The 12,217-nt window shown below is 66.0% G+C and carries 16 protein-coding genes and 4 tRNA genes; 9 read left to right on the plus strand and 11 right to left on the minus strand.

Annotated elements, in window-relative coordinates; genetic code table 11:
• Positions 1-2 precede the first annotated feature (2 nt).
• From A5646_RS14635 to A5646_RS14645, 3 genes are all read right to left on the minus strand, one after another.
• Positions 3-815: a methyltransferase domain-containing protein gene (locus tag A5646_RS14635; protein WP_067022266.1), complete on the minus strand. Its 813-nt coding sequence runs from the start codon at positions 813-815 to the stop codon at positions 3-5.
• An 87-nt stretch (positions 816-902) separates the two neighbouring features.
• Positions 903-1,607 (minus strand): M15 family metallopeptidase, encoded by a 705-nt coding sequence (locus tag A5646_RS14640; protein WP_067022268.1) that lies wholly within the window; start codon positions 1,605-1,607, stop codon positions 903-905.
• Between the two features lie 134 nt (positions 1,608-1,741).
• Positions 1,742-1,945, minus strand: a complete 204-nt coding sequence (locus A5646_RS14645; protein ID WP_066865609.1) for a cold-shock protein — start codon at positions 1,943-1,945, stop codon at positions 1,742-1,744.
• A 343-nt stretch (positions 1,946-2,288) separates the two neighbouring features.
• Here A5646_RS14645 and A5646_RS29470 point away from each other — a divergent pair, with 343 nt between their 5' ends.
• Complete coding sequence (locus A5646_RS29470; protein WP_197498060.1) at positions 2,289-2,426, plus strand: hypothetical protein; 138 nt, start codon at positions 2,289-2,291, stop codon at positions 2,424-2,426.
• A 22-nt stretch (positions 2,427-2,448) separates the two neighbouring features.
• On the opposite strand, the gene A5646_RS14650 is transcribed toward A5646_RS29470, so the two are convergent.
• Positions 2,449-2,682: a hypothetical protein gene (locus tag A5646_RS14650; protein ID WP_066865864.1), complete on the minus strand. Its 234-nt coding sequence runs from the start codon at positions 2,680-2,682 to the stop codon at positions 2,449-2,451.
• Positions 2,683-3,148: 466 nt separating this feature from the next.
• Between A5646_RS14650 and A5646_RS14655 the strand changes: the two genes are divergently transcribed.
• Entirely contained in the window at positions 3,149-3,595 is a 447-nt protein-coding gene (locus A5646_RS14655; RefSeq protein WP_066865606.1) for a DUF5994 family protein, read from the plus strand.
• Positions 3,596-3,611: 16 nt separating this feature from the next.
• Here the strand turns inward: A5646_RS14655 and A5646_RS14660 are convergent, their stop codons facing one another.
• Positions 3,612-4,892, minus strand: coding sequence for a cytochrome P450 (locus tag A5646_RS14660; RefSeq protein ID WP_067022270.1), 1,281 nt, complete (start codon positions 4,890-4,892; stop codon positions 3,612-3,614).
• Positions 4,893-4,928: 36 nt separating this feature from the next.
• Positions 4,929-5,123: a ferredoxin gene (locus tag A5646_RS14665; protein WP_066865861.1), complete on the minus strand. Its 195-nt coding sequence runs from the start codon at positions 5,121-5,123 to the stop codon at positions 4,929-4,931.
• A gap of 196 nt (positions 5,124-5,319) precedes the next feature.
• Between A5646_RS14665 and A5646_RS14670 the strand changes: the two genes are divergently transcribed.
• The 3 genes from A5646_RS14670 (at position 5,320) to A5646_RS14680 (ending at position 8,571) form a co-directional block, all read left to right on the plus strand.
• Positions 5,320-5,865: a TetR/AcrR family transcriptional regulator gene (locus A5646_RS14670; protein ID WP_066865858.1), complete on the plus strand. Its 546-nt coding sequence runs from the start codon at positions 5,320-5,322 to the stop codon at positions 5,863-5,865.
• A 197-nt stretch (positions 5,866-6,062) separates the two neighbouring features.
• Positions 6,063-6,902: a mycofactocin-coupled SDR family oxidoreductase gene (locus A5646_RS14675; RefSeq protein WP_067022272.1), complete on the plus strand. Its 840-nt coding sequence runs from the start codon at positions 6,063-6,065 to the stop codon at positions 6,900-6,902.
• A gap of 325 nt (positions 6,903-7,227) precedes the next feature.
• Positions 7,228-8,571, plus strand: a complete 1,344-nt coding sequence (locus tag A5646_RS14680) for a TIGR00366 family protein (RefSeq protein WP_369806944.1) — start codon at positions 7,228-7,230, stop codon at positions 8,569-8,571.
• Between the two features lie 31 nt (positions 8,572-8,602).
• Here A5646_RS14680 and A5646_RS14685 read toward each other — a convergent pair.
• The 3 genes from A5646_RS14685 to A5646_RS14695 all read right to left on the minus strand — a co-directional run bounded on the left by A5646_RS14685 (position 8,603) and on the right by A5646_RS14695 (position 8,885).
• Positions 8,603-8,679, minus strand: a tRNA-Phe gene (locus A5646_RS14685).
• A 27-nt stretch (positions 8,680-8,706) separates the two neighbouring features.
• Positions 8,707-8,783 (minus strand) — tRNA-Asp (locus A5646_RS14690).
• Between the two features lie 29 nt (positions 8,784-8,812).
• Positions 8,813-8,885 (minus strand) — tRNA-Glu (locus A5646_RS14695).
• A gap of 124 nt (positions 8,886-9,009) precedes the next feature.
• On the opposite strand from A5646_RS14695, the gene A5646_RS14700 reads away from it, so the two are divergent.
• Positions 9,010-9,085 (plus strand) — tRNA-Lys (locus A5646_RS14700).
• Between the two features lie 32 nt (positions 9,086-9,117).
• Here the strand turns inward: A5646_RS14700 and A5646_RS14705 are convergent.
• The gene (locus tag A5646_RS14705) at positions 9,118-10,017 is read right to left on the minus strand and encodes a class I SAM-dependent methyltransferase (protein ID WP_067022274.1); all 900 of its coding nucleotides are present in this window, start codon (positions 10,015-10,017) and stop codon (positions 9,118-9,120) included.
• Between the two features lie 118 nt (positions 10,018-10,135).
• Between A5646_RS14705 and A5646_RS14710 the strand changes: the two genes are divergently transcribed.
• From A5646_RS14710 to A5646_RS14720, 3 genes are read left to right on the plus strand one after another with little or no spacing between them, the layout of a single operon-like run.
• A complete protein-coding gene (locus A5646_RS14710) occupies positions 10,136-10,633 on the plus strand; it encodes a nucleoside deaminase (protein WP_067022277.1) in 498 nt (165 codons plus the stop codon).
• A gap of 44 nt (positions 10,634-10,677) precedes the next feature.
• Positions 10,678-11,076 carry a metalloregulator ArsR/SmtB family transcription factor gene (locus A5646_RS14715; RefSeq protein ID WP_067022279.1) on the plus strand — a complete coding sequence of 133 codons (399 nt, stop codon included), beginning with the start codon at positions 10,678-10,680 and terminating at the stop codon, positions 11,074-11,076.
• Between the two features lie 44 nt (positions 11,077-11,120).
• Complete coding sequence (locus A5646_RS14720) at positions 11,121-11,324, plus strand: zinc transporter Slc39a7 (protein ID WP_067022281.1); 204 nt, start codon at positions 11,121-11,123, stop codon at positions 11,322-11,324.
• Positions 11,325-11,345: 21 nt separating this feature from the next.
• Here the strand turns inward: A5646_RS14720 and A5646_RS14725 are convergent.
• Positions 11,346-12,217: oxygenase MpaB family protein (locus A5646_RS14725; protein WP_067022288.1), on the minus strand; the 872-nt coding region annotated here is incomplete at its 5' end.

Consider the following 12,217-nt stretch of genomic DNA (forward strand, 5'->3'; position numbering starts at 1 on the left):
TCCTACGCGCGGCAAAGGATTTCGCCGTGCGGTATGGCGATCCAACCGTCCTGGGCGGCGGCCCATTCACGCCACGCGGCGGAGATCTCTTCGAGCTGCGCACCGGTGGCCAGCTCGAGGCGTACCAGGTCGCGGGCCACGGTGGAGTGCAGGATTCGGTCGGCCCACATTTCGCCCCACCAGTCGCGAGTCGCGGGCGTGGCATAGCACCACAGGCTGCCGGTGGGCGTGATGTCGGTAAATCCCGCCTGCTGCGCCCACGACAGCAGACGCCGCCCTGCGTCCGGTTCGCCACGGTTGGCGCGCGCGACGCGCTGGTAGAGGTCGCGCCACAGGTCGAGCGCCGGCAGCTCGGGATACCAGACGAAACCCGAGTAGTCGGCATCCCGGGCCGCCACGATGCCGCCCGGCGCGCACACCCGTCGCATCTCTCGCAGCGCCGCCACCGGATCGGCGACGTGCTGCAGCACCTGATGCGCGTGCACGACATCGAAAGTGCCGTCGGCAAATTCGAGCTTGTGCACGTCGGCGGTCCCGAACGAGACGTTGGACAGCTTCCGTTGCTCGACCTCGGCGCGGGCCACGCCGAGCACATCGGAGACCTGATCGACGGCGGTGACCGGACCGGGCGCGACCCGCGCGGCCAGGTCGGCGGTGATGGTCCCGGGCCCGCAACCGACGTCGAGCACCGACAGCCCCGGTTTCAGGTGCGCCAGCAGGTAGGCCGCGGAGTCCTCGGCGGTGCGTCGCTGGTGGGAGCGCAGCACCGACTCGTGGTGTCCGTGCGTGTAGGCCGCTCGGTGTTCGTCGTCCATGGTGGCCTTCCTTGCCTGCGTGGCTCGCCTGGAAGACTACGCGTACCGCCCATAATATGGTATTTCTGTCTCATCTATTGAGACAGATCAGTCGACGGGCACGTCGAGAATCGGTTGGTCGACACCGGCGCCCGGGCCGTCGAAATGCCACCACTCCCCCGAATACACCTTCAACCCGCCGTAGTTCATCGCGTTCCGTAGCGCGGCTCGGTTCGCCACCGCGTCGGCACTGATGCCTTGGGTATTGAAAGCGGTTCCCCGAGAGGTGAAGTCGTCGAAGTCGGTGCCCATGTCGGCCAGGCAGAGCCCGCCGGCGTGCAGCCCGGACGAGCACGGCTGCTGAGCCGTCGTGAACGTCACGTCCACCGAGCGCCCCGACTCGTGGCTGTGCGCGTACGGACCCGGGCGTGCCACCCACGCGGGGTTGGGAACCAGGTGGAACATCTTGACCTGAACCTCGTGCGGGCGATAGCAGTCCCAGAACACCAGCAGGTGGCCCTGCGGGCGCAGGGCGCCGGCCGCGGCGGCAAGGCCGGGCGCCATCGATTGGTGCACAAGGCATCTGGCGTCGGAGGGATACAGCTGCGTGTGGGTGAAATTGTTCGTCGTCGCGTAGCGCAGATCGAGGACCGCATCGGGAACGACGCTGCGGATGTCCACGAAACCGGCCGCTCGCGCGGCGTCGCCGACCGGCGGGATATCGGGATCGCCCGAGGCCGGTGGCGTTAGTGCGGCGCCCACCCAGACCAGCGACACCGCAATGGTCGATCGCAGCACCCAGGTGAGACGCATGCGGTCATTATCCCGGTCGGCCGGCCCGGATCGGGTGAGGCGCCAGATGTCGTCGCTACCGGCGTCCAGGCGTCAGAAAAGCAGTGGGCTGGTACGAAGGTATTCGCACCAGCCCACCGTGACGTATGTGAATTTCAGACGGCGCTGACTCCTACCGCCTGGGGTCCCTTGGCACCTTGCTCCACCTCGAACTGAACACGCTGGTTTTCGTCGAGTGAGCGATAGCCGTTGCCCTGGATCTCGGAGTAGTGGACGAAGAGATCCTTCGTGCCGTCGTCAGGGGTGATGAAGCCGAAGCCCTTTTCACCGTTGAACCATTTCACAGTTCCCTGTGTCATTTACTTACTTCTCTCATCAAATGCGGATGTACCAAACACACCCATGCCTGCCCAGGGTAGCACGAACCTGCGCCATTTCTAAACTAGTTGTGGCGCTTGCTATTTCATCTGCATATCGACCCCGAAGATGGCACCCCGCGACCGGCGGAAGCGGCGCCCAGGCCGCATTTCACCTGAACACGGCGTGTACTCGCCCGCTGCCTGTACAGTGGAGAGGAACCGCGTTCTTGCGGTCACCGCGAATCGCGAACGAACCACGAATGAGGTCGCCGTGCGATTCGATCGTCGTCCGACGCCAGTAACAGTGCGTATCGGCCGAACTTTTCATTCGGAAGGACAGCCCATGGACCAGTCAAACCTGTTTTCCCACCCCGAGGCACCGAAGCATGTCGCCTCGGGCGAAAGCTCCGCAAAACCGGTGGAGCACCCGACGTTTTCCGATCGGCCCGACACCGACGGCTCCACCACTCAACGTCGCTGATCGGCGGTGGGGTGCGTGGACGTCAAGATGCTTTGGCGTACCTGCGGACCAATTCGCCTTCTCCGAACGTACTGGTCCGCTGTTGACCGTTGTCGTCTCGGCTGAAAAAAGTCCACTGCCCCGGACCACTCTGCGGAGCACTGATCATCTTGACCGTCAGCCGCAATTCGGTGGGGCGCCGCGTGCCGATAACGTCACCGACCCGGATCTGCGATGGGTGGATCTCGACCGCGTCGCACCAGTTCTCTATTGCCATGTAACCCATCCTCGCAGTTGCCACCAGCCTACCCGTCATCCCGCCCTACCGGGGTGGATGGCACACACTGTTTTCTCATCCCTTGCACTGCAAGGGATTTCGTGCCAGCGGCAATGACAAAGTCATCCGCCGGGCGAATTCCCCAGAGTTGGCCGGCCAAGGCCGTGTCGTGCTTGCGCGCTGGCGCCGATCACCCGATCGTCCGGGTGGGCCAAGGGTGGCGTAGCGTCGAAATCGAGCCGTTCGTTGTCAGCGGTGGTCTACCGCACGATCGCCGCGGGCGACACCCCACGGGCAATGTGATTCCTCCGTCGGTCTGCATCCGTGGCCCGACGACGCCGAGCGCGAAGGAACCGCCCATGGGTTGTGCAAGCCCGGCCAGGACACGACACGATAATTTTGCGACCGTTGCGGCCCGCGGCGGCGCCGCGACCAGGTGCGCAATCTGCCGGCTGCGGTATCTCCGATGAGCTTCGCGGTCAGGACCCGGCGCCAATCCACTCCCATCCGGCTCTCGGTGGCTCGCGAACTCGGCCGGGATATCGACGGCGCGTGGTGGCCGCGCGCGGATCGCATCACCAATGAATTGCCCGAGCTCGTTGCGGTACTGACGCCTCTGCTCGGCGATGTCACCTCCATCAACGTGAACTGGTCATCGCTGCAGCGACCGCCCGATTTCAACTGGCCCGGGTGGGAAGGCAAACGCCAGCACGTGATGACGGTGCAGGGGGCGCACGCGTGCGCCAACCTGCTGATCGTCTCCTACGCCACGCACAGCGGGTTGGCCCTCATGGTGCTGCGGCGCGCGGCAAACCTGCCCGTGGAGGGTGCCGACCGCGCCAAGCCCGCGTTCATACTCGCCGACGCGATCCTGCGCGCCGCATTACAACAATGCGGACGTTCCTCCGGCTAGTAGGCGACACCCAGCGTCAGTCGGCCCGGGTGAACTCGATGTGCAGTTCCTTGAGCCCGCGCAGCAAGAACGTCGACTCGTAGAGGTACTGCCGGTTGGCGGGCAGCCCGTGCTTGGCCTCGCTGATCCTGAAGTCGCTGGTGCGGTCCAGGAGCCGGTTGATGGTGATCTGACCTTCCACCCGCGCAAGCGGTGCGCCAGCGCAGGTGTGGATACCGCGACCGAAGGCGATGTGCTCGCGGACATTCTTCCGGTCAACCTGAAACTCGTTGGGATTCTCGAATTTTCGCGGATCACGGTTGGCCGCTCCCAGGCACAGCATGAGGACCGTGCCGGCCGGGATGTGCACCCCACCCAGGGTGGTGGTCTTGCGGGCCAGCCGGAAGTCGACCTTGGTCGGGCTCTGCATGCGCAACGCCTCTTCGATGAACGAGCCGATCAGGCTCCGATCCGCACGCAGCCGTGCCTGGAGCTCGGGCTGATCACCGAGCACCTGTACCGCCGCGCTCAGCAGCTTGGTCACGGTCTCCTGGCCGGCCGCGAACAGGAAGGTGGCCGGTCGCACCACCTCCAGTAGCGGCGGGGTCGAGCCGTCGGGATACGTGGCAGTCGCCAGGCCGGTCAGCACGTCTTCGCGGGGTCGTTCTCGCCGGTCGGCGATGTAGGCACTGAACAGGTCGTCGAGGTACTGCAGCGGGTTACTGCCCACGGGTTCGTGATCGAGCGCGCCCACCCTGGCGCCCGGCGCGTTACCTGCCCCGAGATTGAGGCGAATCTCGGCACGGTCCTCGTCGGGAACACCCAGCAGATCGGCGATCGCCAGCGTCGCGAACGGCTTGGCGTACTCGCCGAGGAACTCGCACTGGCCGTTGGCGATGAACTCGTCGAACTGCCGGTCGGCCAACTGCCAGATGTAGTCCTTGTTTTCCTGCAGCCGGCGCGGGGTGAGCAACCGGCCGAGCAGGGAGCGCGCCTTCTCGTGCTCGGGCGGGTCCATGACGACCATGTGCTCGAAGATGGGGAATTCGTGGCGATGGGCTTCGATCTGCTCGCTGATGTCGTCGCCTTCCGGGGTGAACGGCAGCGGCGGGAACGGGCCGCCGATCGCGTTGACGGCGGAGAACGAGGCGACGTCTTTGAAGGCGGCCTGGACCTCCTGGTACCCCGTGACGGCCACGACCCCGTAGTGGGGCTCGCGGAACACCGGCCCCTGGCCACGCAGGTAGTCCCAGTAGGCATACGGATCTTGCGCGATGTCGGCGTCGGTGAAGTAATCGACGTCGGCGAGTTCAGTCATGATTTCAATTCCTTTTCCGGGCTAGAAAGCCGCGCGTCACGCGTCCTCTGCGACCACGCTGATGGCCTGGCGCGGGCAGGCGGCCACGGCGGCTTCGACGCTGTGGCGCAACGCTTCACCGGGTTCCTCCTCGCAGGTTGCGACATCGTCGCCGAGGTCGAAAACCTCGGGGGCGATCTCCACACACAGGGCGTGCGCCTCACAGAGCCGGGAATCCACCCGGACACGCAGGTGTGCGGTCGTCATCGGCCGCTGCCTCCCGATTGACTCGTGCTTGCGATCATCCGAAACTGATCGATCGACCAAGTTGTTAGGATGCGGTATGCCTACCACGGATCGACCAGGCCGGTCAAGCAAATCGGCCGCGCCCAACCCGGCGGCGAGTCGCCAAAACAGGAGGGGCGCCGACGCGGGGGCGCGCGGCAAGCTGATCGAGGCCACGGCCCGAATCATGCGCGAGGAGGGCTATGCCGCGGCGACGTCGCGGCGGGTGGCGGCGGAGGCCGGCGTCAAGCAGGCGCTGGTCTACTACTACTTCCCGACGATGGACGATCTGTTCGTCGAGGTGCTGCGCGCCGGTGCCGAGACCGCACTGACGCGCATGCGGGCCCTGCTGACCGAGGACGACCCACTGCAAGCGCTGTGGGTGATGAACAGCGACTCCGCGGTCACCACGCTGAACGCCGAGTTCATGGCATTGGCCAACCACCGCAAGGCAATTGGCGCCGAACTCAAGGCCTATGCCGAGCGGGTCCGCGACATCGAGACGGCCGCTGTGACGATGGTGCTGCGCGCCAACCAGATCGACCTCGAGGAATATCCCCCGGTGGCGATTTCGATGCTGATCGCGCAGGTGGCCCGCAGCCTGTGCAATGAGAACGCCGTCGGCGTCACCCAGGGCCACGACGAGTTACGCGCCTTCGTCGAACGCCGGATGCGCTTGCTCAAAGCGCCCGCGGCGCCGACTCGCTAGGACTGCCCGACGCTTCCGCCACAGCGGCACCGACCGCGTCCGTGGCGTGACACCCGATCCCACGGTCGCACCCGCGAGTGTTGACACTGCGGCCAAATGGTGCCACCCTTCCTGATCGATCGACTAAATCGAAAGTCGACGGACAGGTACGCGCCGGGCCACGTCGTCCCGGGCTCCCGGATCAGTGAGGTGCAGTCATGGGCGGAAGAGTTGAGGGCAAGGTCGCGTTGATCACCGGCGCCGCTCGGGGCCAGGGCCGCAGCCACGCGGTGCGGCTGGCGCAGGAGGGCGCCGACATCATCGCCGTCGACATCTGCGCACCGATCAGCAGCAGCAGCGAGATCCCACCCTCGACGCCCGACGACCTGGCCGAGACCGCCGACCTGATCAAGGGCCTCGACCGGCGCATCGTGACCGCCGAGGTCGACGTGCGCGACTACGACGCCCTGAAGGCCGTGGTGGACAGCGGAGTCGAACAGCTCGGCCGCCTGGACATCATCTGCGCGAACGCCGGAATCGGCAACGGCGGACAGACTTTGGACAAGACCAGTGAAGACGACTGGCGAGACATGATCGACGTCAACCTCTCCGGCGTCTGGAAGACCGTCAAAACTGGTGTGCCGCATCTGATTTCGCAGGGCAAGGGCGGGTCGATCATTCTGACCAGCTCGGTCGGCGGCCTGAAGGCCTACCCGCACACCGGCCACTACATCGCCGCAAAACACGGCGTCGTCGGCTTGATGCGAGCCTTCGCCGTGGAACTCGGCCAGCACTTCATCCGGGTGAACTCCGTTCACCCTACCAACGTGAACACGCCGATGTTCATGAACGAGGGGACGATGAAGCTGTTTCGGCCCGATCTGGAGAACCCCGGCCCGGACGACCTCAAGGTCGCCGCGCAGTTCATGCACGTACTGCCGGTCGGCTGGGTCGAGCCGGTGGACATCAGCAACGCCGTGCTGTTCCTGGCATCCGACGAATCGCGGTACATCACAGGGCTTCCCGTCACCGTCGACGCCGGAAGCATGCTCAAGTAGCCGCAGGCGCCGGCGGCCGTCGGCCCGGGCACGCCGTCGCCCCGGATCGCAACGTGGTGGCCACGGACAGTTCATAGCCACGACATCTGCCGTCAGGTTCAGACCTCATCGGTTCCGCCATTACGATCAGCCAATGCGCGCGGTCGAACGCGAGCTGGCCAGAGAACGCGAGGGCAGGTCGATGACGACGAGCGAAGAACCCAAGGCCGCGACCGAGACACCCGAGGCCGAACGGCCAACGGCGTCAGGAGAAGAACCCGAACCCGGACGACGCGGCGTCATCCAGGCTTTCACCGCGCTCTGTGTCCGATACGTCGAACGGCTGATGCCCGACCCCTACCTGTTCGCGGTCATCCTCACCGTCATCGTCACCGCGCTGGTGGCGCTCTTGGTCAAGGGCGCCTCGGCGGGCGGCATGCTCAGGGCGTGGTACGGCGGCGTGTGGGGATCGCAGAACATCTTCACCTTCGCCTTCCAGATGGTCCTGATCCTGGTGACCGGCTACACGCTCGCCGAAGCGCCGGTGCTGAAACGGGCGATCGTCCACATCGCGAGCAAGCCGCGCAACCAGGTGCAGGGCGCCCTGCTCTGTTTCGGCGTGAGCGCCGCACTGTCGCTGCTGAACTGGGGGCTCGGGCTGGTCGCGGGCGCGCTGATCGCCCGCCAGGTCGCGAAGCGCTGCACCGACACACATTTCGGCTACCTCATCGCGGCGGCGTTCATGGGCTTCATCGTCTGGACGCAGGGACTGTCGTCGTCGATCGCGCTGGCGAACACGGACGACGGCAGCCCAATCAACGTCATTCACAAGATGACTGGGGCCACGGTGCCGCTCAAGCTGACGATCTTCGAGCCCTACAGCTGGCTGTCGGTGCTCGTCGTGCTGGCGCTGCTCGCGCTTGCGATCTGGCGCATGCAGCCAACGCAGCGCCTGGCGCCCGATCCCGCGGTGTTCGAGGAGGAGGGCGGCTCGGAGGCCCGGTCCGAGGCCAAGGCCGAGGGCAAGCGATCGTTCGCCGAATGGCTGGAAAACCAGTGGATTCTCAACGTCCTCGTGTTCGCCGCGGGCGTTGCCTACTTCTGCCTCAGCGGTTTTGCGCTGAACATCTCGTCGATGATCATGTTGTTCACGATCACCAGTGCGTTGCTGCACCGCACGCCGATCCGGTTCATCCGGGCCTTCACCGGCGCCGCCAAGGTGTCCGGTCCGCTGTTGCTGCAGTACCCGCTCTACGGGGGTCTGGTTGCTCTGCTCGGGTATGCGCCCGCGCACGCCGGCGGCAAGGCCGTGCCCCTGCAGACGCTGCTGGCCCACGGGCTGGTGAGCGGCGCGACGGAGTACACGCTGCCGTTCCTGACCTTCATCGGCTCGCTGATCATCAGCCTGTTCGTGCCGTCCGGCGGCGGGCACTGGGCCGTGCAGGGCCCGATCGCGGTGGATTCGGCGCGGGCGGTCGGTCAGACTTCGCCTGCCTACCTCGGGCTGATGTCCATGGCGGTCGCCGTCGGCGAGGGGGTGGCGAACATGATCCAGCCGTTCTGGTTGCTGCCGCTGCTCGCGATCGCGAAACTGAATGTCCGTCAGGTAATGGGGTTCACGATCGTGGCGTTCCTGATCGGGCTGGTGGTGTTGGGCGCGACCACTCTGATTGCGCCCTACGTGGTTTGACGCCGCGCAACATCGAGAAGTCGCATATCCGTGGTGGCCAGGGGCGGGATCGAACCGCCGACCTTCCGCTTTTCAGGCGGACGCTCGTACCGACTGAGCTACCTGGCCGGAAGGCAGCGAGTGCCTCGCCGCGCTTGGCGACCCTGACGGGACTCGAACCCGCGACCTCCGCCGTGACAGGGCGGCGCGCTAACCAACTGCGCCACAGGGCCTTGCTGCTGCTCCGCGTCACCGCGTCGCGTACCCCCAACGGGATTCGAACCCGTGCTACCGCCGTGAAAGGGCGGCGTCCTAGGCCACTAGACGATGGGGGCCAGAACCGAATCACTCCGGGGTACTCGCAACGTGGTTTCGTTGGGAGCCACGTCAGCTTAGGTCACGGTGTGCCCAATCCTCAAACGAGCCTCGTTTTCGGTCCAAGTATCCTGAATCTTCGCGGCCCCTATAGCTCAGTTGGTAGAGCTACGGACTTTTAATCCGCAGGTCCCAGGTTCGAGCCCTGGTGGGGGCACCACAACGCGCACGGCCCAGCTGCGCGCACCGTAATCATCGCCCGAGCACCGCGCTGCTGTAGGTGACGTCGGCGAAGGCCGCGGCGACGTCGTCGTCGGCGTAGACAAACCCGTTGGCCGCATGCAACTCCGCGATGGTCTGTGACGTGGTCTGCCAGCCGCGCCGGCCCAGGTGGTCGACGATGTGGCTGCGCTGGCCGTGGTAGACGAGATCGTTGAAGTCGATTTCGAACCCGAGTTCGCTCATCCGGTCGTGGTGCGCGCGCCACCGCGGGTCCGCGAAAACCGCAGTGTCAGGCACGAATTCGAAGGCGAGGCGGCTGCCGGAGGCACTCAGGTCGGTGACGTTGTCGAACAACGCGTCCTGGGCGTCGTCGGGCAGGTAAACCACCAGACCCTCGGCGCTCCATGCCGAGGGCGCCTGCGGATCGAATCCGGCCGCCTGCAGGGCCGAGGCCCAGTCGTCGCGCAGATCGATGCCCACGGTGCGACGCTCGGCCGTCGGCTCGGCCCCCAGGTCACTCAGCGTCAGGGTCTTGAACTCGATCACCTCCGGCATGTCGACCTCGTAGACGACGGTGCCCGTCGGCCAGGGCAGCCGGTAGGCCCGGGAATCTAGCCCCGACGCGAGGATCACCACCTGGCCGATGCCGCTGCGGGTGGCGTCCAGAAAGAATTGGTCGTAGAACCGGGTCCGGCAGGCCATCCCCCGCGCCATTCGCTGCGGATCGAACTCCGTGTTGCCGCCGGGCGCGATTTCGCCGTTCACCAACCGGACATAGACGTCGATACCGACCGCCCGCACCAGCGGCGCGGCGTAGGGGTCGTCGATCAACTTCGCGTCCGAGGACAGGGCCCGCTGCGCGGCCACCATGGTCGCCGTCGCCCCGACACTGGTCGCCAGATCCCATCGATCACGTTCGGCGCGCGCCATGGTGCCCCCTTTGAAACCGGGTCCGGAAAAAGATAGACAATCTAGTTAGTATCACAGGCTCGGATTCCGCCGTGCGGGACTACTCTGCGAGCTATCTGCTCCCGTTTCAGGAGGGCCCGTGACCGATTTCGCACAGCGGACGATCGACCTGGCTCGCCGAAACGTGGCAGACGGGGGCCGCCCCTTCGCGACGGTGATCGTCCAGGACGGCGACGTGCTCGCCGAGAGCGCCAACAAGGTGGCCCAGACCAACGACCCCACCGCGCATGCGGAAATCCTCGCCATCCGCGAGGCCTGCATGAAGATGGGCACCGAGCACCTCGTCGATGCCACCATCTACGTGCTCGCCCACCCGTGCCCGATGTGCCTGGGCTCGCTGTACTACTGCTCCCCCAAAGAAGTGGTTTTCCTGACCACCCGTGAGACCTACGAGCAGTACTACCTGGACGACCGCAAGTATTTCGAATTGTCCACGTTCTACGACGAATTCGCGAAGCCATGGGACCGGCGCCGCCTGCCGATGCGCTACGAGCCCAACGACGACGCCGTCGAGGTCTACCGGTTCTGGAACGAGCGCAACGGCGGACGGCGGGCGACGGTCATCCCGTCCTGCTGAACCGTGTCCTTGGCAGCCCGACCGGGCTTCGCTAATATTTGCGTATGCATGCAGATAGTGGCAAAGGCCGGCTGCCGGACGACCAGGCCAGCCTGGTCGTCGAGGTTTTCCGGATGCTCGCCGACGCCACGCGCGTGCAGGTGCTCTGGTCGTTGACCGACCACGAGATGTCGGTCAACGAACTCGCCGAGCACGTGGGCAAGCCGGCGCCGTCGGTTTCCCAGCACCTCGCGAAGCTGCGGATGGCCCGGCTGGTCCGCACCCGCCGGGAGGGCACGACGATTTTCTACAGCCTGGAAAACGACCACGTCCGTCAACTCGTCATCGATGCGGTGTTCAACGCCGAGCACGCCGGCCCCGGGGTTCCCGGTCACCACCGCGGCGACGGCGGGCTGACGGCCGTCGCCGAGTCCCCAAAGCGGCGGCACAGCACCGCACGCTGAGCGGGCAGCAGCCACAAGGCATTTCACCCAAGGAGGGAACAGCGATGAGCGAACAGCACACTCACGAGGCGCCGCACGCGCACGAACACCAGCACGGCGACGTCACCCACGCCCACGCGCACACCACCCACGAGCACGAGCACGTCGAGCACGAACACTCACACGCTCACGCCGACGGGACCGAACACACCCACGCGCACGTGCACCAGGCGGGCCTGGAAGAGGTCCACGGTCACGCCCACGCGTAGCGCGTCCATCGCCCAAGCGGCTCAGGAGACCATCGGGCAGTAGTGCTTGGGGTTGCCGCGCTCGTCTTCGGGCGGCAGATTGCGCGCCGGCGTCTGCACCAGCGGCGTATCGACGGGGATCCGCCCGCTGGCGCGGTCCAGACCGGCGCGCGCCCGCGGGTGCTTGCGGTACCTGCTCGGCACCAGGGCAAACACCCCGCGAACGAGGTCACCGAAGCGCCGGTGCAACCATTCGTCGCGGGCCGACCACCGGTAGCCCATCAGCTCGCGCACCGGCGGGTCGTACAGGCCGACCGTCACCCAGACGAAAAACGGCGCCAGCAGTTTGCGCTGGGCCGCCCATAGCGCGTCCGGAATCCATTGCGCGAAGGGGGGTTTCGGTAACTCGGTCAGGTCGAGCACGGCCCGCGCCGCCCAGTTGCTCTCCAGCACGTTGCGGCACATGTGGTCCCAATAGACCTGGAACTCTTCCCACGACTTCGGCACCGGCCGCATGCTCATGCCGTACATGCGGTACCACTCGACGTGTTCGTCGAACAGCTGGCGCTTTTGCTCCTCGGTGATTCCGCCGCAGAATCGCTCGGCGACGTGAATGGTGCCCATGAAGAAGGTGGCGTGCGCCCAATAGAAGACGTCGGGGTTCAACGCGTGGTAGCGCCGGCCCTGTTCGTCGACCCCCTTGATGTCGGTGTGATAGTCGCGGACCTCGGCGCCGGTGACGGGCGCGCGGTCCCCGTCGAAGACGACACCCCCGATGGGATAGAGCGAGCGCAGCAGGCGCGGCCAGCGCTCGCGAAAGAAGGTGGAGTGGTCGATGACCGCCGCGCCCAGTTGCGGGTGCATGTTCTGCATCGATCCCGCCCAGGGGCCCTGCAGCATGCCCCGCCAGTCAC

The organism is Mycobacterium sp. 1245499.0 (assembly GCF_001673615.1).
Classification (GTDB): domain Bacteria; phylum Actinomycetota; class Actinomycetes; order Mycobacteriales; family Mycobacteriaceae; genus Mycobacterium; species Mycobacterium europaeum_A.